The sequence below is a fragment of the Streptomyces sp. NPDC048331 genome, from assembly GCF_043201215.1.
In the GTDB taxonomy this organism is placed as follows: domain Bacteria; phylum Actinomycetota; class Actinomycetes; order Streptomycetales; family Streptomycetaceae; genus Streptomyces.
In genome coordinates this window covers 207,416-229,200 of record NZ_JBICYT010000007.1, presented here as the reverse complement: position 1 = coordinate 229,200, position 21,785 = coordinate 207,416, and the positions used below count along the sequence as shown (strand labels likewise).

At 72.5% G+C, this 21,785-nt stretch carries 17 protein-coding genes and 1 riboswitch; of the genes, 6 read left to right on the top strand and 11 right to left on the bottom strand.

The annotated features are described in order from the left end of the window. Positions 1 to 162: 162 nt before the first annotated feature. The gene (locus tag ACGFYY_RS14020; RefSeq protein ID WP_393709221.1) at positions 163 to 642 is read left to right on the top strand and encodes a hypothetical protein; all 480 of its coding nucleotides are present in this window, start codon (positions 163 to 165) and stop codon (positions 640 to 642) included. A 1-nt stretch (position 643) separates the two neighbouring features. After that, positions 644 to 988, top strand: a complete 345-nt coding sequence (locus tag ACGFYY_RS14015; protein ID WP_393709219.1) for a DUF3817 domain-containing protein — start codon at positions 644 to 646, stop codon at positions 986 to 988. On the opposite strand, the gene ACGFYY_RS14010 is transcribed toward ACGFYY_RS14015, so the two are convergent. From ACGFYY_RS14010 to ACGFYY_RS13990, 5 genes are all read right to left on the bottom strand, one after another. Next, positions 945 to 2,054, bottom strand: a complete 1,110-nt coding sequence (locus tag ACGFYY_RS14010) for a M20 family metallopeptidase (protein ID WP_393709217.1) — start codon at positions 2,052 to 2,054, stop codon at positions 945 to 947. The genes ACGFYY_RS14015 and ACGFYY_RS14010 overlap by 44 nt on opposite strands. Before the next feature lie 74 nt (positions 2,055 to 2,128). Then, entirely contained in the window at positions 2,129 to 2,779 is a 651-nt protein-coding gene (locus ACGFYY_RS14005) for a thymidine kinase (RefSeq protein WP_365264202.1), read from the bottom strand. 81 nt (positions 2,780 to 2,860) lie between these two features. Beyond that, the gene (locus tag ACGFYY_RS14000; RefSeq protein WP_393709215.1) at positions 2,861 to 4,063 is read right to left on the bottom strand and encodes an alkaline phosphatase family protein; all 1,203 of its coding nucleotides are present in this window, start codon (positions 4,061 to 4,063) and stop codon (positions 2,861 to 2,863) included. Next, positions 4,063 to 4,662: a DUF5998 family protein gene (locus tag ACGFYY_RS13995; protein ID WP_030009684.1), complete on the bottom strand. Its 600-nt coding sequence runs from the start codon at positions 4,660 to 4,662 to the stop codon at positions 4,063 to 4,065. The genes ACGFYY_RS14000 and ACGFYY_RS13995 overlap by 1 nt, the downstream gene beginning before the upstream one ends. 50 nt (positions 4,663 to 4,712) lie before the next feature. Next, positions 4,713 to 7,496, bottom strand: a complete 2,784-nt coding sequence (locus tag ACGFYY_RS13990) for a GNAT family N-acetyltransferase (RefSeq protein ID WP_393709212.1) — start codon at positions 7,494 to 7,496, stop codon at positions 4,713 to 4,715. 183 nt (positions 7,497 to 7,679) lie between these two features. Between ACGFYY_RS13990 and ACGFYY_RS13985 the strand changes: the two genes are divergently transcribed. Beyond that, complete coding sequence (locus ACGFYY_RS13985) at positions 7,680 to 7,961, top strand: HPr family phosphocarrier protein (protein WP_030012489.1); 282 nt, start codon at positions 7,680 to 7,682, stop codon at positions 7,959 to 7,961. A gap of 315 nt (positions 7,962 to 8,276) precedes the next feature. On the opposite strand, the gene ACGFYY_RS13980 is transcribed toward ACGFYY_RS13985, so the two are convergent. The 4 genes from ACGFYY_RS13980 to ACGFYY_RS13965 form a co-directional block, all read right to left on the bottom strand. Beyond that, the gene (locus ACGFYY_RS13980) at positions 8,277 to 8,954 is read right to left on the bottom strand and encodes a GntR family transcriptional regulator (protein WP_393709209.1); all 678 of its coding nucleotides are present in this window, start codon (positions 8,952 to 8,954) and stop codon (positions 8,277 to 8,279) included. Positions 8,955 to 9,147: 193 nt separating this feature from the next. Beyond that, on the bottom strand, positions 9,148 to 9,951 hold the full coding sequence (locus tag ACGFYY_RS13975) for a M23 family metallopeptidase (RefSeq protein WP_393709207.1): 804 nt from the start codon (positions 9,949 to 9,951) through the stop codon (positions 9,148 to 9,150). 12 nt (positions 9,952 to 9,963) lie between these two features. Next, positions 9,964 to 10,123, bottom strand: a riboswitch (cyclic di-AMP (ydaO/yuaA leader). A gap of 216 nt (positions 10,124 to 10,339) precedes the next feature. After that, positions 10,340 to 11,707, bottom strand: a complete 1,368-nt coding sequence (locus ACGFYY_RS13970) for a pitrilysin family protein (RefSeq protein ID WP_365264392.1) — start codon at positions 11,705 to 11,707, stop codon at positions 10,340 to 10,342. Between the two features lie 20 nt (positions 11,708 to 11,727). After that, on the bottom strand, positions 11,728 to 13,089 hold the full coding sequence (locus ACGFYY_RS13965) for a M16 family metallopeptidase (RefSeq protein WP_393709205.1): 1,362 nt from the start codon (positions 13,087 to 13,089) through the stop codon (positions 11,728 to 11,730). Between the two features lie 305 nt (positions 13,090 to 13,394). On the opposite strand from ACGFYY_RS13965, the gene ACGFYY_RS13960 reads away from it, so the two are divergent. Then, positions 13,395 to 15,851 carry a DNA topoisomerase (ATP-hydrolyzing) subunit A gene (locus ACGFYY_RS13960; RefSeq protein WP_393709203.1) on the top strand — a complete coding sequence of 819 codons (2,457 nt, stop codon included), beginning with the start codon at positions 13,395 to 13,397 and terminating at the stop codon, positions 15,849 to 15,851. Positions 15,852 to 15,950: 99 nt separating this feature from the next. Continuing rightward, a complete protein-coding gene (locus tag ACGFYY_RS13955; RefSeq protein ID WP_393709201.1) occupies positions 15,951 to 18,020 on the top strand; it encodes a restriction endonuclease in 2,070 nt (689 codons plus the stop codon). 108 nt (positions 18,021 to 18,128) lie between these two features. On the opposite strand, the gene ACGFYY_RS13950 is transcribed toward ACGFYY_RS13955, so the two are convergent. Further along, on the bottom strand, positions 18,129 to 19,232 hold the full coding sequence (locus ACGFYY_RS13950) for a CobW family GTP-binding protein (protein WP_393709199.1): 1,104 nt from the start codon (positions 19,230 to 19,232) through the stop codon (positions 18,129 to 18,131). Between the two features lie 24 nt (positions 19,233 to 19,256). Continuing rightward, on the bottom strand, positions 19,257 to 20,423 hold the full coding sequence (locus tag ACGFYY_RS13945) for a citrate synthase (protein WP_393709197.1): 1,167 nt from the start codon (positions 20,421 to 20,423) through the stop codon (positions 19,257 to 19,259). Positions 20,424 to 20,487: 64 nt separating this feature from the next. Here ACGFYY_RS13945 and ACGFYY_RS13940 point away from each other — a divergent pair, with 64 nt between their 5' ends. Continuing rightward, a complete protein-coding gene (locus tag ACGFYY_RS13940; protein ID WP_365264179.1) occupies positions 20,488 to 21,747 on the top strand; it encodes a citrate synthase in 1,260 nt (419 codons plus the stop codon). The last annotated feature ends 38 nt before the right edge of the window (positions 21,748 to 21,785 follow it).

Here is a 21,785-nt window from a genome sequence, read left to right as displayed (position 1 = left end):
GAGCTACCGGACTGCCGCAGATCGCAGTTGGCCACAATCCGTTGGGGGCCGGCATTCCAGCCACTTCCGCCGACCGCGCGCCACGCCTAGCGTCGGTGTCCTCGGCGCCGCCTCCGGTCGGCACTCCGAAGCCCGCCCGCTCCTGACCATCTGGATCATCCCGTGACGAAATTCCTGCTCGCCGTGCACGTCCTGGCGGCGGTCATCACCATCGGCCCGGTCACCGTCGCCGCCAGTATGTTCCCCCCGACGGCCCGCCGCGCCCTGGCCGAACCCGGCGACGCGGCGACCCTCGCCGAGGCCCGTACGCTGCACCGCATCTGCCGGGTCTACGCCGTGATCGCTGTCGCGGTACCGGTGTTCGGTCTGGCGACCGCCGACAGCCTCCACGTGCTGAGCAGCCCCTGGCTGATCACCTCGATCGTGCTGACCGCGGCGGCCGCGGCCGTGCTCGGCATCCTGATACTCCCCCGGCAGTCCGCGACGCTGACCGTCCTCGGCGGCGCCGTCGACCCGGGAGGGGTCGCGACCGCCCGGCAAGCGGTGGGTCGACTGGGCATGCACACCGGACTGTTCAACCTGCTGTGGGCGACGGTCACCGTTCTGATGATCGTCCGTCCCGGATCCACCACGGGAGCCTGAGATGCACCGCCCCAGCCGCCTCCTGCGGACCGCCGCCGTCCTGGAACTCGGCACCGTGGCCGTCCTGTTGAGCAACCTCGTCACGCTTCACCTGGAAGCCGTCGCCTCGGCCGTCGGCCCGCTGCACGGCTGCGCCTACCTGATCGTCCTCATCGCCACCGCCCGCGAGCCGCACGCGGACCGCACGACCCGCGCGCTGTCGGCCGTCCCGGGCGTCGGAGGTCTCCTCGCCCGACGCCGTTTGACCGCGGCCCACCGGTCGGCGGAAAGCGACGGACCGGATCACCGGCCGGCGTCCGTGTTCAGGAGGTTCGGCCGTCGCGGATCGCGTTCACCAGTCCGGTGACGAGATCCGCCCGCTCCGCCATCGCGTCGACCACCAGGTACTCGTGGTCGGCGTGCGCACCGCCGCCGACCGCTCCCAGGCCGTCGAGCGTCGGCACCCCCAACGCGGCGGTGAAATTGCCGTCGCTGCCGCCGCCGACCGCCTTGCCCTCGATGCCCGGCATCAGTCGCCGCGCCATCTCGAACAACTCCGCCGACGCCGACTCGGGCATCGGGGGCCGGGCCACGCCGCCTCGGACCACGATCTCCGCCTCGTCCAGGTGCGGAGCCAGTGCCGCCATCGCCGACTCGACGCGCTGCGTCTCCCGGGCGGACTCGACCCGGACGTCGACCAGCACCGTCGCCCGCGCCGGCACGACGTTGTCCGAGGTTCCCGCCGAGGCCACGGTCGGCGTCACCGTCGTCCCGATCTCCGGCCGGCCCAGCGCCACGATGTCCAGCACCTGGTACGCCGCCTCGACCAACGCGTTCACCCCGGCCTCGGGCTCCAGCCCCGCGTGCGACGCCCGCCCCTTGATGAGCACCTCGAACGTGCCGCACCCCTTGCGCCCCGTCTTCAGGCCGCCACCGTCGGCCGCGCCCTCGAACACGAGGACCGCGCCGCAGGCGATGGCCCGCTCCTCGATCAGGGCCCTGGAGGAGCCGGACCCGACCTCCTCGTCCGCGGTCACCAGAACCTCCACCCCCGACAGGTCGTCCAGCGCCGCCAGACCGTGGATCGCCTGGACGAGACCACCGAGCATGTCGAAGACCCCGGGACCCGTCGCGCGGCCGCCCTCCACCCGGAAGGGGCGGCGCGCGAGCGTGCCCAGCGGGAAGACCGTGTCGTGGTGACCGAGGATCAGCACCCGGGGATCGCCGCCGCCCGACCAGTGCACGTGCGGCCCGGCCTGGCCCTCCACCAGAACGGCCTGCCCACCCAGCCGACTTTCGATGACCGACGCCACCGCGCGGGCCGACGCGTCCAGCGCATCGAGGTCACGCGACGGGGACTCGACCTCGACGAGCGTCCGTAGGTCCGCAAGCATGGCGTCGACACTCACAGCAGTGCTCTGGTACATCCTCATGCCCTCAAGATACGGGGCACCCCCGACAGGCCCTGGAAGCCCGGAATCCGGATCTTCCACGCCGCAGCGGGCCTTCAGGCGTGGTTGACCGGGAGGACGTCCGGGGAGAGGGTGCCGGCTCGGGCCGCGGCCGAGGTCATGCGGCGGCGGTGGTGGCGGCGGCACAGGACCTCGTAGCCGATCTCCTCCGCCGGGCGGTTCACGTCGCCGACGACCACTTGGGCGCCCTCCACCACCATCTCCCCGCCGACCGTACGGGCGTTGTGCGTCGCGCGGGCTCCGCACCAGCACAGGGCCTCGACCTGGAGCTGCTCCAGGCGGTCCGCCAGCTCGATCAGCCGCTGCGAGCCGGGGAAGAGCTTCGTGCGGAAGTCGGTCGTGATGCCGAAGGCGAAGACGTCCATGTCGAGGTCGTCGACGATGCGGGCGAGCTGGTCGATCTGCTCAGGGGCCAGGAACTGGGCCTCGTCCACGATCACGTAGTCGGCCTTGCCGCCCTGGGAGAGCTGAGCCACCAGGTAGGCGTAAAGGTCCATGCCCTCCGGCGCCTCGATCGCCTCCGTCACCAGGCCGAGCCGGGAGGACAGCTTGCCCTCCCCCGCCCGGTCGTCCCGCGTGAAGATCACGCCCTGAAGGCCCCGCGCGTCGCGGTTGTGGGCGATCTGGAGCGCCAACGTGCTCTTTCCGCAGTCCATCGTTCCGGAGAAGAACACCAGCTCGGGCATGGGAAGTACGGACCTTTCGGGTCGTGGGCAGGTGGTGGGACCGTGGGTCCGGGGTGGGGCGCGAGGGCGAGGGTGCGAGGGTCAGGTGCGGATTTCGAGCAGCGGGACGAGCTGCTCCGCCGCGGTCATGGAGCCGTGCATTCCGGCGAGGGCGGACTCGTTCGGCTCGTTGCGCGAGGCGGTGATCGCGACGTCGGCCTGGGCGGCCGCCACCACGTCGCCGATGCGCCCGAGCACGCGCTCGTCGCACTCCCCCGGCGTACCGAACCAGCCCAGTTCCAGGGCCTCTTCGCGGCCCGCGACCCAGAACCGGTCGCCGAGCACCTCGCGCCACACGGTCAGTACGTCGGCCTGCGCGCCCGGCACCGCGTACACGTGCCGGGCCCGCCCCTCGCCGCCGAGCAGGGCGACGCCGGCGCTCAGCTCCCAGTCCTCGTCGAAGTCGATCCGGGAGTCCTCGTCGAAGGGGACGTCCACCATGCCGTGGTCCGCGGTCACGTACAGGGCCGTGCGGGGCGGCAGCTGCTCGGCGAGCCGCTGGACGAGCCGGTCCACGTACATCAGCTGGCCGCGCCAGGCGTCGGAGTCCACGCCGTGCCGGTGACCGGCCCCGTCGAGCTCGCTGTAGTACGTGTAGACGAGCGAGCGGTCACCGGCCGCGAGCCGCTCGGCCGCCAGGTCCATCCGTTCCTCGCCGGTCATCCGACCGAGGAAGGTGCCGCCGCTCAGCGCGATCTTGGTGAGCGGGGTGGTCTGGAAGGCGGGCGAGGACACCTGGGCGGTCGCCACCCCGGCCTTGTCGGCCTGCTGGAAGACGGTCGGGTACGGCTGCCAGGGCTTCGGCGGGGTCCACGGATGCCAGCGGAGCTGGTTCATCAGTTCACCGGTGGCGGGGTTGCGGACGGCGTAGCCGGGCAGGCCGTGGCGGGCCGGCGGCAGGCCGGTGCCCACGGAGGCGAGCGAGGTGGCGGTGGTCGCCGGGAAGCCCGCGGTGATCGGGCGGCCGGTGCCGCCGCGCGAGCTGCCGAGCAGGGAGGTGAGGTACGGGGCCTCGTCCGGGTGGGCCTTGATCTGCTCCCAGCCCATGCCGTCGACCAGGAACACGCAGTTCCGGTCGGTCGGGGTCAGTTCGGGGATCGCGGCGGTGAAACCGGGGACGCCCTGGCCGGCCACGAGCGTGGGCAGCAGGTCGGCGAGCGACCCGACGCCGTACTCCGGGACGGGGGCGCCCGCCAGGTCCAGCAGCTCCGGCTCGGGCCACTCCTGTGCCGCGGAGTACGCCATCAGCGGGCGGGGGTGGAGGACGTGGCTGCTGTTGCCTCACTGAGTGCCTGCGCGAACACCAGGGTCTGGCGCACCGCCTCCGGGCCGTCGCCGGCCTCGCTGACCCGCAGGCTGAGGTCGTCGGCGGTGGAGTTGCCGGTGTAGCCGTGGTCGGAGTCGCAGTTCGGGTCGCCGCAGGCGGCCGGCTCCAGGTCGATCCGGGAGACCGCGCCCCAGCCGATGGTCAGGACGACCTCGCGGGGCAGGGTGCCCGGGGTGTAGGACTCCGGGTTGGCGACGACGCGGCTGAGCACCACGGAGGAGATGCTGGACAGCTTGACCGACTCGGTGGAGGTGGTCGCGTACGGGGAGGGGGACCCGGCGTCGGCGGCCTGCTCGTCGGTGTGGCTGACGATGAAGCGGTTGCCTGTCAGGACGAGCACGGTGACGTGCCGGCGCACCTCGTTGGAGTCGAAGGTCGTCTCCTGGTGGACCAGGTACGACGAGATCGGCTCGCCGCCCACCGCGGCCTCCACGGCCTCGGCCACGAGGGCCGGGTAGTAGCCGCTGCGCTCGATCGCCGTGCGCAGCCCCTGGGTCGTCGTACCGGATTTCGCCATGAGGTCCATCCTAAGGCCCGTCCGGGGCCCTCAGGCCGCGCCGTACCCGGTCAGTAACTGGGGAGGGTCCGCGGGCCGAGATCGCCGCGGGCCGGCGGGTGGGCGACACGGACGGTGGCGCTGAGCACGGACACGCCCTCGGCGGCGACCACGACGGGCTCCAGCGAGACGCCGATCACCTCCGGATGGTCGTCCACGAGGCGGGACAGCCGCAGCAGCAGTTCCTCCAGGGCGGGGGTGTCCACGGGGTCGCTGCCCCGCCAGCCGAACAGGAGGGGCGCCGTCCGGATGGACCGGATCAGTCCGGCGGCGTCCCGGTCGGTGGCCGGGACCAGCCGGTGCGCGGTGTCGCCGAGCAGCTCGGAGGCGACGCCGGCGAGCCCGAAGGAGAGGACGGCGCCCGCGGCGGGGTCGATGACGGACCGGACGACGGTGTCGACCCCGCGCGGCACCATGGCCTGCACCACGGGCTGGAGCTCGGCCGGCTTGCCCAGGGCGTCGGTGAGCTCCTCGTACGAGCGCCGCAGCTCGGGCTCGTTCGTGAGGTCGAGGCGTACGCCGCCCAGGTCCGCGCGGTGGCGCAGGTGCGGGGCGGTGGTCTTGAGCGCCACCGGGTAGCCCAGCACCCCGGCGGCGCGGACCGCCGCGTCGGCGCTCGGAGCGGGCAGGGTGGGCAGGACGCGGATCCCGTAGCCCGCGAGCAGTTCACGGGCGTCCCAGTCGGTCAGGGTCGCCGCGGCGCCGGGCTCGACGTCGGCCAGCAGCCGGGCCAGCCGGTCGGCGGTCCCGGCCTCGTCGATGTCCTCGTACTCGGGGACCCGCCCGTCGTCCTCGGCGGCGGCCCGGCGCCACTGCCCGTACCGAACGGCTTCGGCGACGGCCTTGACCGCGCGTTCGGCGGCGGGGTAGCTGGGGATGCTGTCCGCGGACAGCGGCTCGGCCGGCGCCTGGGGAGCCTGGTCCGCGGCGGGGCTCCAGTTCCGGGACGACGCGGTGTACGGGACGCCGCGCACCGCGGACAGGGCCAGGGCGAGCTCGCCGAGCTCGACGTGGACCACCGCGACGGGCTTGCCCGGGGACGCCGCCACCGCTTCGCGCAGGGCGCCGGCCAGGTCGTCGGCCGGCGCGTCCTCGCTCACCCACGGGATGGCCGTGACCACCACGGCGTCGCAGTCCTCGGAGCGGAGCGCGTCGGTCAGGGCGGCGCGGAAGTCCGCCGGCGTCGCCGCCGTCGTCAGGTCGAGCGGCGGCAGGGGGCGCAGGCCCTGGGTGAGGCAGGCGTCGTAGGTGAGGATCCCGAGGGATTCGGAGTTGCCGAGGATCGCGATGCGGGGCCCGGCCGGCAGTGGCTGCGCCGCCAGCAGGAGGCCGACGTCCACCAGCTCGGTGACCGTGTCGACGCGGATGACGCCGGCCTGGCGGAGGAGAGCGGAGACGGTGGCCTCCGGCAGCCGGGTGTCGGGGACGACGTGCCCGGCCGGGCTGTGCCGGCCGCCCTTGGCGACGACCACCGGCTTGACGGCCGCCGTGCGGCGGGCGAGGCGGGTGAACTTCCTCGGGTTGCCGAGGGTTTCGAGGTAGAGCAGGGCGACGTCGGTCGCCTCGTCGTCGTACCAGTACTGGAGGATGTCGTTCCCGGACACGTCGGCGCGATTGCCGGCCGAGACGAAGGAGGACAGGCCCTCGCCGCGCCGGAGCAGCGCGGAGAGCAGGGCGATGCCGATCGCCCCGGACTGTGTGAACAGGCCGATCCGGCCGCGCGTCGGCATCGGTGCGGGGGTGAGGGAGGCGTTGAGTTCCACCTCGGGCGCGGTGTTGATCACCCCGTAGGCGTTCGGCCCGATCAACCGCATCCCGTACGAGCGCACCTGCCGCACCAGTTCGCGCTGGCGGGCGAGTCCGGCCGGGCCGCTCTCCCCGTATCCGGCGGACAGGACGACGAGCCCCTGCACCCCGTGCTCGCCGCAGGCCGCCACCGCGTCGGGGACCCGGTCGGCGGGGACCGCGATCACCGCGAGGTCGACCGGGGCGCCGATGGCCTCGATGGTCGGGTAGGCCCGCACGCCGTCGAGGAGGTCGCGGGTGACGGCCTCGTTGACCGCGTAGAGGTGGCCGTGGAAGCCGCTGTCGCGCAGGTTGCGCAGTGCGGCGGCGCCCACGCCCCCGCCGGAGCGGCTGACTCCGACGACGGCCACCGAACCGGGGGCCAACAGTCGCTGCACCGAGTGGGCCTCGGCGCGCTGTTCGCGGGCGCGCTGCACGGCGAGGGACTCGGCGGTGGGTTCGAGGTCGAGGGTGAGGCGCACGGAGCCGTCCTCGAAGCTGCGCTTCTGCTGGTAGCCGGCGTCCGTGAAGACTTTGATCATCTTGGTGTTGGCGGGCAGCACCTCGGCGGCGAACCGCCGGATACCGCGCTCCCTGGCCACCGCGCCGATGTGTTCCAGCAGCGTGGAGGCGACCCCGCGGCCCTGGTGGGCGTCCTGGACGAGGAAGGCGACCTCGGCCTCGTCGGCGGGTCCGGAGGCGGGCCGACCGGCGGCGTCGATGCGGTCGTAGCGGACGGTGGCGATGAACTCCCCGCCGATGGTCGCGGCGAGGCCGACCCGGTCCACGTAGTCGTGGTGCGTGAAGCGGCGCACGTCGCGGTCGGAGAGCCGGGGGTAAGGGGCGAAGAAGCGGTAGTACTTCGACTCGTCCGAGACCTGCTCGTAGAAGCTGACGAGCCGGCCCGCGTCCTCGGTGGTGATGGGCCTGATCCGGGCGGTGCCGCCGTCGCGCAGGACGACATCGGCTTCCCAGTGGGCCGGGTACGAGGGGTCCGACTCGATGGTCATGTGCCTACCTTACGGCCGGATCAGGCCGTGGAGCGCTCGCGCGGCGCCGAGGCAGGACGGGACGAATCAGGGCAAGCTGGGGGAGGTCGAGCGGCGGAAAATTCTGGCCTCGGGTAGGTCCGAGCATTCCGGACGCCGTGAGAGACTGGTCTAGACAACCGTAAGAACCTGAAGGGCATCACCATGGCAGAGCGCCGCGTCAACGTCGGGTGGGCCGAGGGCCTGCACGCTCGTCCCGCCTCGATCTTCGTCCGTGCGACGACCGCTTCCGGCGTCCCGGTGACCATCGCGAAGTCCGGCGGCGACCCCGTCAACGCCGCCTCCATGCTGGCGGTCCTGGGCCTGGGCGCCCAGGGCGGCGAGGAGATCGTCCTCGCCTCCGAGGCCGAGGGTGCGGACGCCGCGCTCGACCGCCTCGCGAAGCTGGTCGCCGAGGGTCTCGAGGAGCTCCCCGAGACCGTCTGACCCTTCGGGTTCGACCTCACGCGCGAAGCCGCGGCCCCCGATCCGGGAGCCGCGGCTTCGTCGTTCCGCGAACCCGGCCCCCACCGGGCGGCGGGTACGCGCGGGGACCGGCCGGCGGCCGCCGTTCCCTGCCGGGCGTTTTGCGGGAAACGGACACGGAGAAATTCCGCCCGACGGGAAAAGGCCCCTGATCGGGTGCGGCGCACACCGAATTCAGCCCCGTAGGAATTCCGCGCAGGGAATTTACCCGACATGGAACCGATAGGCTGTCGCGCAACGAATCCATGCGATCCCAACCTTTGTATACGGCTCCTGTTAATGCCGGCCGCCCGACATGTTTACGGCAGGTTGCGAAGTGCTCACCGCCGGGCGGAGCCGCAGCCGGTGCGCCCCCGCCGCCCGGTCGGCGTGGATCGCGGTCAGCGCCCGCGCCCGTTCGGCGTCGCCGCGCGCCACCGCGTCCACGACCGCACCGTGCTCCGCCCAGGACTCCACGGGCCGGGCCGGCGCGTCCACCACGTACATCCACGCGATCTTGTGCCGCATCTGCGTGAGCAGCGCGATCAGCCCCGGGCTGCCGGAGGCCTGGGCGAGCGTCTCGTGGAACCATCCGCCCAGGGACCGCAGATCCTCCCCCTGGCCCCGCCTGGCCCGTTCCTGCCCCAGCCTGACCAGTCCGCGCAGCACCTTGAGGTGTGCGTCGGTGCGCCGTCGGGCGGCTCGCGCGGCGGCCAGCGGCTCCAGGAGCATCCGCAGCTCCAGCAGGTCCGCGGCCTCCTGCTCGGTCGGCTCGGCCACGCACGCCCCAGCATGGCGCCGCGTGGTCACGAACCCCTCCGACTCCAGGGTCCGCAGGGCCTCGCGCACCGGGACGCGTGACACGCCGTACCGGCGGGCCAGCACCTCCTCGGTCAGCCGGCCGCCCGGCTCGAACACCCCGGAGACGATGTCGTCGCGGATCGCCGTGCATACCGCGTGCGCAGGAATACGCAAGACCGAACCTCCGCCTATTTCCGACTGCAGCGTCATTGCACGCACATGCGCGTGCTGCGACCCTATTGCAACACACGATAATTTCCGAGAGCGGCCGGAAATACGAAACATTTGCACGAAGGCGCAAAAACAAAGACCCCGACTCGGAGAGCCGGGGTCTTCGGTGAAGCGGCGCGAGGCGCGGGGCGTGAGGTCAGAGACCGACGCCGTGCGAGCGGAGGTACGAGATCGGGTCGATGTCCGAGCCGTACTGCGAGCCCGTGCGGGCCTCGAAGTGCAGGTGCGGGCCGCTGGAGTTGCCGGTGGAGCCCGACAGACCGATCTGCTGGCCCGGGGTGACCTGCTGGCCGACGGAGACGTTCAGCGAGGACAGGTGCCCGTACTGGGTGTAGGTGCCGTCGTTGTGCTTGATGACGACGTTGTTGCCGTACGCGCCACCCCAGCCGGCCTCGACGACGGTACCCAGGCCCACCGCGTGGACCGAGGTGCCGGAGGCGGCGTGGAAGTCGATGCCCGTGTGGCTGCCGGAGGACCACATGCCGCCGCCCGCGTGGTACTGCGTGCTGACGTACGAGCCGTCCACCGGGGCGACGAAGGTGTTGAGGCGCTTGCGCTCCTCCTCGCGGGCGGCGCGCTCGGCGGCCTCGCGCTCGGCCTTCGCCTTGGCCTCGGCCATGCGCTTGGCCTCGGCGGCCCGCTGCTTCGCGTCGGCCTCGGCCTGCGCCTTGACGGCGTCCTGCTCGGCGACGCGGTGCTGGGACTCGGCCTGGTCGGCGATGTCACCCGCAAGGTCCTCGGCGACGACGACGGCACCGAGGCCGTTGTCCTGGCCGATGGTGCTGCTGTGGTTGTCCGCGGCGAAGGCCGGGGCGGCGAGGGAGCCGACGACACCCGTGGTGGCGATCGCGGCGATACCGGCGTAACCGGCGGTCTTCTTGCTCAGACGGCTGGAGCCACGGTGCTTACCGGTACCAGCGGGACGACTGCCAAACGCCATGAAGGGTTTGATCCTTTCCTTCCTTCTCGCCTACCGGGTTAGCTGACGGGTTCGGAGCAGGAAGGTCTCCTACGGGCCTCCTCTTGCGAGGGGGTCCGATTCACCCCAGGGACTCATGTGGGTCCCCGGCTCCCCAGGCTCGCGCCTGACGGGGACTCGGCGATCGCTGTCCGGTGCCGCGGGTGCGGCGGGCACAACTGACGAACAGCACGGCCGACGCTAGGCGGATCATCAGTCAATCGCCAAACAGACACGGCTTTTTGTTGCGTACGCCACACCGCATACAAGCAACCTCACCACTAAACGGACAAAAGGGGTTCTGGTGACAAGTCACCAGAACCCCTTGCCGAAAGCCTCGGCCGGCCCTCAAGGGGCCGTCACCCGACCGTCAGTTGGAGACGACCGAGACCTCGCCGATCCCAAGGGCCCGTACGGGCTCCTCGATGACCGCCGCGTCGCCCACCAGGACGGTGACCAGCCGGTCCGCGGGGAAGGCCTGAACGACCGCCGTGGTCGCCTCCACGGTGCCCGTCGCGGCGAGCTGGGCGTACAACTGCGCCTGGTAGTCGTCCGGCAGTTCCTGCTCGACCTGGTCGGCGAGGGTGCCCGCGACCGAGGCGGCCGTCTCGAACTTCAGCGGGGCCACGCCCACCAAGTTCTGCACGGCGACATCGCGTTCGGCGTCGGTCAGACCGCCCTCGGCGAGGGTGCGCAGCACCTTCCAGAGGTCCTCCAGCGCCGGTCCGGTGTTCGGGGTGTCCACCGAGCCGCTGATGGCGAGCATGGAGGCGCCCTTGCCGTCGGCGGTGGAGCGCAGCACCTGGCCGAAGGCGCGCACGCCGTAGGTGTACCCCTTCTCCTCGCGCAGCACCTTGTCCAGGCGCGAGGTGAGGGTGCCGCCGAGGCAGTACGTGCCCAGCACCTGGGCCGCCCACACCCGGTCGTGACGGTCCGCCCCGATCCGGCCGATCAGCAGCTGCGTCTGGACCGCACCGGGCCGGTCCACGATGACCACGCGGCCGGTGTCGTCGGCGGTCACCGGCGGCACCGGGCGGGCGGCGGCGGTGTTGCCCGTCCAGGCACCCAGGGTGTCCGCGAGCACGGCGTCCAGGTCGATGCCGGTCAGGTCGCCGACGACCACCGCGGTGGCGGTGGCGGGGCGTACGTGGGCCTCGTAGAAGGCGCGTACCGCGGCGGAGTCGATCCGGGCGACGGTCTCCTCGGTGCCCTGGCGCGGCCGGGACATCCGCAGGTCGGCCGGGAAGAGCTCCTTGGAGAGCTGCTTGGCCGCGCGGCGCTGCGGGTTGGCGAGCTCGTGCGGGATCTCGTCGAGCCGGTTGCGCACCAGCCGGTCGACCTCGGCGTCGGCGAAGGCCGGGGCGCGCAGCGCCTCGGCGAGCAGGCCGAGCGCCTTGGGCAGCCGGGAGGCCGGCACCTCCAGCGAGACCCGCAGGCCCGGGTGGTCGGCGTGCGCGTCCAAGGTGGCGCCGCAGCGCTCCAGCTCGGCCGCGAACTCCTCGGCCGAGTGCTTGTCGGTGCCCTCGGAGAAGGCCCGCGCCATGATGGTCGCCACGCCGTCCAGGCCCTCGGGCTCGGCGTCCAGCGGGGCGGCGAGGTTGACCTCGACCGCGACGACCTGCTGGCCCGGCCGGTGGCAGCGCAGCAGGGTCAGCCCGTTGGACAGCTGCCCGCGGTCGGGGGCCGGGAAGGCCCACGGCTGCGGCTCGCCGGCCTGCGGCTGCGGGTGGAAGGTCATCGTGACGGCTGCCGTGTCGCTCACTGCTCCGCCCCCTCGTTCTCGTCGGAGCCCTCGGACTCGTCGTGCTGGTCGGACCCGTCGGCCGCGAGCGGCTCGTAGACGAGCACCGCGCGGTTGTCCGGGCGCAGGCGGGCCGCGGCCACGGCCTGCACCTCCTCGGCGGTGACGTCCAGGACGCGCTGGACGGCGGTCAGCGCCAGCTGCGGGTCGCCGAACAGCACCGCGAAGCGGCACAGTTCGTCGGCGCGGCCGGCGACCGTGCTCAGCCGGTCCAGCCACTCGCGTTCCAGCTGCGCCTGGGCGCGCTCCATCTCCTCGGCCGTCGGGCCCTCGGCGGCGAACCGCGCGAGCTCCTCGTCCACGGCCGCCTCGATGGCGGGGATCTCGACCCCGCTGGAGGTCTTGACGTCCAGCCAACCCAGGGAGGGCGCCCCGGCCAGGCGCAGCATGCCGAAGCCGGCCGCGACGGCGCTCTGGTCGCGGCGTACCAGCCGGTTGTGCAGCAGCGAGGACTCGCCGCCGCCCAGGATGGTCAGCGCCACGTCGGCGGCGTCGCACTCTCGGGTGCCGTCGTGCGGCAGCCGGTAGGCGGCCATCAGCGCACGCGCCGGGACCTCCTCGACGATCTCCTCGCGCAGCTGCTCCCCGATGATGTCGGGCAGCGAGCCGTCGCGGGGCGGCTGCTTGCCGTCGTGCGCGGGGATGGTGCCGAAGTACTTCTCGACCCAGGCGAGCGTCTTCTCGGGGTCGATGTCCCCGACGACCGACAGCACCGCGTTGTTGGGCGCGTAGTACGTGCGGAAGAAGGTACGCGCGTCCTCGAGGGAGGCGGCGTCCAGGTCGGCCATGGAGCCGATCGGGGTGTGGTGGTACGGGTGGCCCTCGGGGTAGGCCAGGGCGGTGAGCCGCTCGAAGGCCGTGCCGTACGGGACGTTGTCGTAGCGCTGGCGGCGCTCGTTCTTGACGACGTCGCGCTGGTTCTCCATGGACTCGTCGTCCAGGGCGGCCAGCAGGGACCCCATCCGGTCCGCCTCCAGCCAGAGCGCGAGCTCCAGCTGATGCGTCGGCATCGTCTCGAAGTAGTTGGTGCGCTCGAAGCTGGTGGTGCCGTTGAGGGAACCGCCGGCGCCCTGGACCAGTTCGAAGTGCCCGTTGCCGGGTACGCTCGCCGACCCCTGGAACATCAGGTGCTCGAAGAGGTGAGCCAGGCCGGTGCGTCCCTTGACTTCATGGCGCGAGCCGACGTCGTACCAGAGGCAGACCGCGGCGACCGGGGTCAGGTGGTCCTCGGAGAGCACCACGCGCAGGCCGTTGGCCAGCCGGTGCTCGGTCGCTGTCAGGCCGCCGGAGCCGGCCTGGGCTGTGGCCGTGTGACCCATGGGCATGTGGTCCCTTCGATCGCGATGCAGAGATTTCTTATCGACCTGCCACTGTATGCAAGCGCGCCGACCGCCGGATAAGTTCCCGGGTCACTCCCGCGCACTCCGTCCGGGGGACCCCCGGGGTCGGAGTCGGCGTTGTCGGTGCGTCGGGCCACAATGGTCCGCGTCGTACCCTCGCCGGACACCACAAGACCGCCGGACCCAGTCAGACCCAGTCAGACCCCGTCAGACCCCGTCAGACCCGACGAGACACCCCACCCGACAGCCAGCACACCCCATTTTGGTTAAGGAGCCGCGCAGCGATGGCCCGCCGCAGCACGAAGACCCCGCCGCCGGAGGATTTCGAGGAGAAGATCCTCGACATCGACGTCGTCGACGAAATGCAGGGCTCCTTCCTCGAGTACGCGTACTCGGTGATCTACTCCCGCGCCCTGCCCGACGCCCGGGACGGCATGAAGCCGGTGCACCGGCGCATCGTCTACCAGATGAACGAGATGGGCCTGCGGCCCGACCGCGGCTACGTGAAGTGCGCCCGTGTCGTCGGCGAGGTCATGGGCAAGCTCCACCCGCACGGTGACGCGTCGATCTACGACGCCCTCGTGCGCATGGCCCAGCCCTTCTCCATGCGGCTGCCGCTGGTCGACGGCCACGGCAACTTCGGCTCGCTCGGCAACGACGACCCGCCGGCCGCGATGCGCTACACCGAGTGCAAGATGGCCGACGCCACGTCGCTGATGACGGAGTCGATCGACGAGGACACCGTCGACTTCACCGCCAACTACGACGGTCAGGAGCGGGAGCCCGTCGCCCTGCCCGCCGCCTACCCGAACCTGTTGGTCAACGGCGCGTCCGGCATCGCCGTCGGCATGGCCACCAACATGCCCCCGCACAACCTCGGCGAGGTCATCGCGGCCGCCCGCCATCTGATCCGGTACCCGCAGGCGGACCTGGAGGCGCTGATGCGCTTCGTGCCGGGCCCCGACCTGCCCACCGGCGGCCGGATCGTCGGGCTCTCGGGCATCAAAGACGCCTACGAGAACGGCCGCGGCACCTTCAAGATCCGCGCGACGGTGGCCGTGGAGGACGTGACGGCGCGCCGCAAGGGCCTGGTCGTCACCGAACTGCCCTTCACGGTCGGCCCCGAGAAGGTCATCGCGAAGATCAAGGACCTGGTCGGCTCGAAGAAGCTCCAGGGCATCGCCGACGTCAAGGACCTCACCGACCGCTCGCACGGCCTGCGCCTGGTCATCGAGATCAAGAACGGCTTCCACCCGGAGGCCGTCCTGGAGCAGCTCTACAAGCTGACGCCGATGGAGGAGTCCTTCGGCATCAACAACGTGGCGCTGGTGGACGGGCAGCCCCTGACGCTGGGCCTCAAGGAGCTGCTGGAGGTCTATCTCGACCACCGCTTCGAGGTCGTCCGGCGGCGCAGCGAGTTCCGCCGCACCAAGCGCCGCGACCGGCTGCACCTGGTCGAGGGCCTGCTGGTGGCGCTCCTCGACATCGACGAGGTCATCCGGCTCATCCGGGACAGTGACAACTCGGCGCAGGCCAAGTCCCGGCTGATGGAGCGGTTCTCGCTGAGCGAGATCCAGACCCAGTACATCCTGGACACCCCGCTGCGCCGGCTGACCCGCTTCGACCGGATCGAGCTGGAGTCCGAGCGCGACCGGCTGACCGGCGAGATCGACGAGCTGACCGGGATCCTGGAGTCGGACAGCGAGCTGCGCAAGCTGGTCTCCGCGGAACTGGCGGCTGTCGCGAAGAAGTTCGGCACCGAGCGCCGTACGGTGCTGCTGGAGTCCGCGGGCACCGCGGTGGCGGCCGTTCCGCTGGAGGTCGCGGACGACCCGTGCCGGGTCCTGCTGTCCTCGACTGGCCTGCTGGCGCGTACCGCGAACGGCGAGGCGCTGCCGGAGGAGGAGGGCGGCGCCCGTGCCAAGCACGACCTGATCGTCTCGCAGGTCGCGGCGACGGCCCGGGCCGATGTCGGCGCGGTCACCTCGTACGGTCGGCTGCTGCGGCTGTCGGTGATCGACCTGCCGCAGCTGCCGGACACGCACGCCGCGCCGAACCTGGCGGGCGGCGCCCCGGTCTCGGAATTCCTCTCCGGGCTGGAGGCGGACGAGAGGGTGGTCTGCCTGACCTCGTTGGACGAGTCCTCGCAGGGGCTCGCGCTGGGCACCGAGCAGGGCGTGGTCAAGCGCGTCGTGCCGGACTACCCGGCGAACAAGGACGAGCTGGAGGTCATCACCCTCAAGGAGGGCGACCGGATCGTCGGCGCGGTCGAGCTGCGCACGGGTGAGGAGGACCTGGTCTTCATCACCGACGACGCCCAGCTGCTGCGCTACCCGGCGGGTCAGGTCCGCCCGCAGGGCCGACCGGCGGGCGGTATGGCGGGCATCAAGCTCGCCGACAACGCCAAGGTGATCCACTTCTCGGCCGTGGACCCGGCGCGGGACGCCGTGGTCTTCACGGTCGCGGGCTCGCACGGCACCCTGGACGACTCGGTGACCTCCGGGAAGCTGACCCCGTTCGACCAGTACCCGCGCAAGGGCCGCGCCACGGGTGGTGTGCGCTGCCAGCGGTTCCTGAAGGGCGAGGACGTCCTGGTCCTGGCCTGGGCGGGCGGTTCCCCCGTCCGCGCGGCGGCGGCGAACGGCACGCCGGCCGCACTGCCGGCCGTGGACCCGCGCCGGGACGGCTCCGGGACCGCGCTGCCGTCGGCGGTCGCGGCGCTGGCGGGGACCGCGCTGTAGGGCGCGGGAGGACATTCGGGTGGTACGACCGGGGGGACGTACCACCCGAATGCCGACTAGTGTTTTCCCCGTGGACGCGGTGGGGGGAGAACGCAGCTGATGAGCCGTCGAGCGGGCAGCGGACTGATCGGGAACTGGGCGGAGGCACAGCGCCGGCAGCAGCAGACGCAGCTGGTCCAGCAGCGGGAGGCCGAGCGTCGGCAGCGGGCCCACGAACGGGACGCGAACCGCAGCCACCGGCAGTACCGCGAGGCCGAGGCCCTGCGGCGCACCGCGCAGTTCGACGCCGAGGTCGAAGCCCTCAAGGGCCTGCTGGCGGCGGGTTGCCGGGCACCGGCGTTCCGGATATCCGCCCTGGCCCGGCCCGACGGGCTGCAGCCCTTCGACCCCGGAGCCCTGGCGCACCCCGTACCGATGCCCCGCATCGAGGACTTCCAGCGGCAGAGCAGCGGCTGGACGCTGGGCTCGAACCACCGCGCGCAGGCGGAGCGGGAGGCACACGCCCGCTACACCCAGGCCTGGCAGGCCGCGAACGCCGCCGAAGCGCAGCGCAGGCGGCAACTGGCCTCGTACCGCCAGCAGTACGACCGGTGGGCGGCGGAGCAGATGGCGGGGGCACTGGCGCACAACGGCGGGCTCGCGGAGCTGGCCGACGCGCTGCGCGCGGGTGACGCCGAGGCGGCGGTGGAGTACTTCTCGGCCGCCCTGTACGCCTCGACGGCCTGGCCCGAGGCACTGCCGAGGCAGGTGACGGCGGCGTACGACCCGGCCGCGCGCCAGCTGGTGCTGGACTGGGAGCTACCCGGATACGCGGTGGTCCCGGAGGCCCGGGCGGTGCAGTACCTGCCGAGCACGGACCAGGACAGGGTGAAGCCCCGCCCGGTCACCGAACGACGGGCCCTGTACCGGGACCTGCTGGCCCAGTGCCTGCTGCTGGTGGTGCGCGAGCTGTACGCGGCGGACGAGTACGACGTACTGGACTCGGTCGTGGTCAACGGCTTCGTGGACTGCCACGATCCGGCGACCGGTCAGGAGGCGCGGTTCGTGCTCGCCACGGTGCCGGCGGCGCGCAGCGCCTTCACCGGACTGCGGCTGGAGCAGGTCAGCGCCGTGGACTGTCTGGTCTCGGGGCTGGGCGGGCTGCTGTCGACACGACCCGACCAGCTGGCGCCGGTACGCCCGGGGCGCCGGCCCGACGAGGTCGGCGGGGATGTCGTCAGCCACGGCGGACACGTGGGCGACACGGACGAGGACGAGCCGGATCTCTTCGCGATGGACCCGATCGCCTTCGAGAACCTGGTCGCCGAGCTGTTCCGGGCGATGGGCATGGAGGCGGTGACCACGCAGCGGTCGGGTGACGGCGGGGTGGACGTGGAGGCGGTGGACCCGGCGCCGATCCGGGGCGGGCGGATCGTGGTGCAGGTCAAGCGCTACCGGAACACGGTGCCACCGACGGCCGTGCGTGATCTGTACGGCACGGTCCAGGACAAGGGGGCGAACAAGGGGGTGCTGGTCACCACCGCGTCCTTCGGGCCCGGGTCGTACACCTTCGCCAACGGCAAGCCGCTGGAGTTGGTTCCCGGGGCGGACCTGGTCGAGCTGCTCCACCAGTACGGACTGCGCGGCCGGCTCGGCGGTGGCGCCCCGGCCCCGGCCCGGCGGGCGGCCGATCCGACGCCCCCGGCCGACCACAACGTGCTGGGCTTGTCCTGGTCGGGTTCCGTCGCCCTCGACGTGTGCGCGCTGGTCTGCACGGGCAACCGGGTGCTGAGCGAGGAACACTTCGTCTTCTTCAACAACCCGCGCACCCCTGACGGTTCGGTACGGGCCCGCGCGCACGCGGCCCCCGACAAGGCGGCGCTGGAGGTCTCCTTCGACGCTCTGCCGTCGCAGGCCGACCGGCTGGTCCTCGTGGCCGCGATCGACCCGGAGGTCGATCCTCACGCCGACCTCGCCGGGTTCACCGACGCCCATATCCGGCTGCTGTCCGCCGGCGGTGAGGAACTGGGCCGGCTGGACGTCTCCGACGGGCGCGCCGGCGAGACCGCCTTGGTCCTCGGTTCGTTCCGGCACCGCGCCAACGGCGACTGGGACTTCGTGATCGGTGGCAAGGGCTACCGCGGCGGTCTGGAGGACCTGCTGGGCGAGTTCGGCGTCGAGGTCGCCTGAGGGAGCCTGTCGATCAGGGTGGCAGCCCCGCCACGGTGTCCTGTCCGCGAGGCCCCGGCGGCCGGGTGGGGCCCGCGGCCCCTCGGGGCGGGTCCGGTGTCCGGGCCCTCAGCCCTCGTCCGAGGGGGCGGGCTCGGCCTCCGGTTCCGTCCCGGGCTCGGGCTCGGGCCTGGCCACGTAGCGCAGAACGCACCACATGCTCTCGGGGCCCGCCTCGTGCGGGGCCGGTTCTCGACAGGCCTCCAGCTCGCGCAGCAGCCCGGGTCCGTCGGTGCCGGAGCCGATCAGGACCAGCCGGCTCACGCGCGCTTCGCCCCGCCCCCAGGGCCTCGGGGCGAAGCGGAGGAAGCGGCCGACCGCGTGGACCTCGTAGCACTCCTCGTGCCCGGGGACGCCGAAGTGGACGAAGCCCTTGATCCGGTAGAGCCCGGCCGGGCGCCGGTCGAGGAAGTCGATGAACCGGCGCGGGGACAGGGCCTGCTCGGTGGTGAACTCCGTGCTTTCGTAGGCGGCGTGCGCGTGACCGCAGCGGTCGTGGCCGCGGTCGTGGCCGTCGGCCTCCGCGAGCAGGTCCTCGAAGGAGAGCTGTCCTCGGGTCTCGGTCCAGGGCCTGCGGTCGAAGAGCAGTTCCGGGTCGATCCGCCCGTGGTCGGCGCCCACGACCGGGGTGCCCGGGGCACAGAGCACGGCGAGTTCCCGCTCGATCCGGGCCCGTTCGACCGCGTCCACCCGGTCGGTCTTGTTGAGTACCACCAGGTCCGCGACGGCGAGGTGGCGTTCGGTCTCCGGATGCCTGGCCCGGGTCGCGTCGAATTCGGCGGCGTCCACGACCTCCACCATGCCGCCGTACCGGATGTCCGGGTTCTCGCTGGCCATGAGCATCCGGATCATCTCCTGGGGCTCGGCCAGCCCGCTCGCCTCGATGACGATCACGTCGATGCGGTGGACGGGGGCGGAGAGCTTCTCCAGATAGGCGTCGAGTTCGCTGCCGTCGACGGCGCAGCACAGGCAGCCGCCGCCGAGGGAGACCATCGAGTCCCCCACCTGGCCGGCCACCGACATCGCGTCGACCTCGATCGATCCGAAGTCGTTGACGACCACCCCGATACGGGTGCCCCCGCGACCGGCGAGGAGGTGGTTCAGCACGGTGGTCTTGCCGGATCCGAGGAAACCGGCGAGGACGACGACGGGGATGGGCTGCCTGCTGTTCACCCGGTCGATCGTAGCCGGCCTCCGTCAGCGCAGGGGCGGCACGGGGTGAGGCGGGGTGGGGCCGGTGTACCGGGCGGCCGGACGGATGATCTTCGAATCGGTGGCCTGTTCGAGGATGTTCGCGCTCCAGCCGACCACGCGGGCCGCGCAGAAGGTGGGCGTGAACATCTCGCGCGGGAGGCCGCAGAGCTCCATGACCACGCCCGCGTAGAACTCCACATTGGTGTGCAGTTCCCGGCCCGGCTTGAGTTCGGCGAGGATCTCCTCGACCTGGCGCTCGACCTCGACGGCGAAGTCCACGAGGGGGCCGCCGAACTGGAGGGCGATCTCGCGCAACATGCGGGACCTGGGGTCCTCGGTGCGGTAGACGGGGTGACCGAACCCCATGATCCGGTCCCCCGCCAGGACCCGTTCACGGATCCACGGCCCGATCCGGTCCACGGTCCCGATGGCGTCGAGGGTGTCCAGGGCTCGGCTGGGGGCTCCGCCGTGCAAGGGGCCGGAGAGTGCGCCGATCGCCCCGGTCAGGCAGGCGGCGACGTCGGCGCCGGTGGAGGCGATCACCCGGGCGGTGAAGGTCGAGGCGTTGAAGCCGTGGTCCACGGTGGATATCAGGTACCGCTCGACCGCGCGGGCCCGGACCGGGTCGGGTTCCCGGCCGGTCAGCATGTAGAGGTAGTTGGCGGCGTACGGGAGGTCGTCCCGCGGCTCCACCGGTTCCAGGCCCTGCCCCAGCCGGTGCAGGGCGGTCAGCAGGGTCGGTACGGCGGCGCAGGCGGCCAGCGCGTCGGCGGTCCGGCGGTCGGGGTCGAGGTCGTAGACCGGGCGGAAGCCGGCGCAGGCCCCGAGCAGCGAGAGCGCGGTGCGCAGCCCGGCCAGGGGGCCGGAGAGCCGGGTGGCCCGGGCCAGGGCGGGCAGGGCGTCCCACACCTCCGCGGGCAGTCGGCGCAGGGGTGCGACCTCGGCGGCGAAGGCGGCGCGCGCGGCGGCGTCGGCCGGGAGCGTGCCGCGGAACATCAAGTGCCACACGTCCTCGAAGGTGCGGGCGGCGGCGAGCTCGACGGCCGAGTACTGGCGGTAGTGGTAGAAGCCCTCCCGGCCCCGGACGTCGCCCAGACCGGTTTCGGTGACCACGACTCCCGCGAGGCCGCGGGGTACTTCCAGGGTGGTGTTCATGGATCGACCATCCATGATGGATTCAATCGCTGTCAATATTGATTAATCAACATAACTGTCCATCTGTAGGGTGGGCGTCATGAGCGACCAGACGGACGGCGGGCGCAGGCTCACCACGCAGGAGGCGGCCCGCGCACTCGGGGTGAAACCGGCGACGGTGTACGCGTACGTCAGCCGGGGCCAGCTCACGAGCCGCCGCGATCCCGCCGGGCGGGGCAGCAGCTTCGACGCCGCCGAGGTCGAGGCGCTGGCCCGGCGCAGCCGGCGCGAGGCCGCGGCTCCCAGCGGGGAACTCTCGGTCCGCACGGCGCTCACCCTCATCGAGCCCGACCGGTACTGGTTCCGCGGCGTGGACGCCGTGGAGCTGGCCTCCCGGTACCGCTACGAGGAGGTCGCCGAGTGGCTGTGGACGGGCACCCTCACGCCCGGGACCCGGTTCACGCCGCCCCCACAGGCCCTGGAGGCGGCCCGGCGGGCGGTCGCCGCGCTACCGGAACACGGAGGCCCCATCGACCGGTTGCGGGTGGCGGTAGCCGCCGCCGCGGTGGCGGATCCGCTGCGCTTCGACCTGTCCGAGGAGGCGGTGCTCGGCTCCGCGCGCGCCCTGATCCCCACCCTGGTCGGCGCGCTCCCCGCGGCGGGTCCGGCCCGCTGGTCCGGGGACGGCAGGATCGCCCGGCAGTTGTGGTCGCGGCTGACGGCGCGGGAGCCGGACCCAGACGCGCTGGCCGTGCTCGACCTCGCGCTGGCCCTGCTGGTCGACCACGACCTGGCCGCCTCGACCCTGGCCGTACGGGTGGCCGCCTCCGCGCGGGCCCATCCGTACGCGGCGGTGTCCGCCGGGCTCGGCGCCCTGGAGGGCCCCCTGCACGGCGCGGCCGGACGGCTCGCGCACCGGATGCTGGTGGAGGTGCTGGACCAGGGCGGGGCCGCGCCGGTGGTGGCGGAGTACCTGCGGGCGGGACGCCGGGTTCCCGGACTCGGCCACCGGCTGTACCGGGGAGAGGACCCGCGGGCGCGAGCGCTCTTCGCGCGGCTGGAAGGACTGGAGCAGGCCGGTCCGGCGTTGGGCGCGGCGCGCGAGGTGGCCGCGGTGATGGCCCGGCAGGGCGGTCTGCACGCCAACGTGGACCTGGCACTGGCGGTGCTGACGGTCTCGTGCGGAATGCCGGCGGAGGCCGGGGAGACCGTCTTCGCAGTGGCCCGTACGGCGGGCTGGATGGCGCACGCACTGGAGGAGTACCAGGAGCGGCCGCTGCGGATGCGGCCGAGCGGGCACTACCACGGACCCCGCCCGCCCCAGCCACTTCCGCTGCCCCGGCCGCTGCCGCCGCCGTGACGGGCCGGGCCCACCCGGGCTCCGGCCCCGGACATGTG

What these genes read in the sequence shown, in the direction of transcription:
- ACGFYY_RS13990 (WP_393709212.1), bottom strand. Translation starts at nt 7,496, where the DNA reads ATGACCATCGAGTCGGACCCCTCGTACCCGGCCCACTGGGAAGCCGAT.
- ACGFYY_RS14015 (WP_393709219.1), top strand. Translation starts at nt 644, where the DNA reads ATGCACCGCCCCAGCCGCCTCCTGCGGACCGCCGCCGTCCTGGAACTC.
- ACGFYY_RS13975 (WP_393709207.1), bottom strand. Translation starts at nt 9,951, where the DNA reads ATGGCGTTTGGCAGTCGTCCCGCTGGTACCGGTAAGCACCGTGGCTCC.
- ACGFYY_RS14005 (WP_365264202.1), bottom strand. Translation starts at nt 2,779, where the DNA reads ATGCCCGAGCTGGTGTTCTTCTCCGGAACGATGGACTGCGGAAAGAGC.
- ACGFYY_RS13960 (WP_393709203.1), top strand. Translation starts at nt 13,395, where the DNA reads ATGGCCCGCCGCAGCACGAAGACCCCGCCGCCGGAGGATTTCGAGGAG.
- ACGFYY_RS13945 (WP_393709197.1), bottom strand. Translation starts at nt 20,423, where the DNA reads ATGGATGGTCGATCCATGAACACCACCCTGGAAGTACCCCGCGGCCTC.
- ACGFYY_RS14010 (WP_393709217.1), bottom strand. Translation starts at nt 2,054, where the DNA reads ATGAGGATGTACCAGAGCACTGCTGTGAGTGTCGACGCCATGCTTGCG.
- ACGFYY_RS13985 (WP_030012489.1), top strand. Translation starts at nt 7,680, where the DNA reads ATGGCAGAGCGCCGCGTCAACGTCGGGTGGGCCGAGGGCCTGCACGCT.
- ACGFYY_RS13995 (WP_030009684.1), bottom strand. Translation starts at nt 4,662, where the DNA reads ATGGCGAAATCCGGTACGACGACCCAGGGGCTGCGCACGGCGATCGAG.
- ACGFYY_RS13940 (WP_365264179.1), top strand. Translation starts at nt 20,488, where the DNA reads ATGAGCGACCAGACGGACGGCGGGCGCAGGCTCACCACGCAGGAGGCG.
- ACGFYY_RS13970 (WP_365264392.1), bottom strand. Translation starts at nt 11,707, where the DNA reads ATGACCTTCCACCCGCAGCCGCAGGCCGGCGAGCCGCAGCCGTGGGCC.
- ACGFYY_RS13955 (WP_393709201.1), top strand. Translation starts at nt 15,951, where the DNA reads ATGAGCCGTCGAGCGGGCAGCGGACTGATCGGGAACTGGGCGGAGGCA.
- ACGFYY_RS14000 (WP_393709215.1), bottom strand. Translation starts at nt 4,063, where the DNA reads ATGGCGTACTCCGCGGCACAGGAGTGGCCCGAGCCGGAGCTGCTGGAC.
- ACGFYY_RS13965 (WP_393709205.1), bottom strand. Translation starts at nt 13,089, where the DNA reads ATGGGTCACACGGCCACAGCCCAGGCCGGCTCCGGCGGCCTGACAGCG.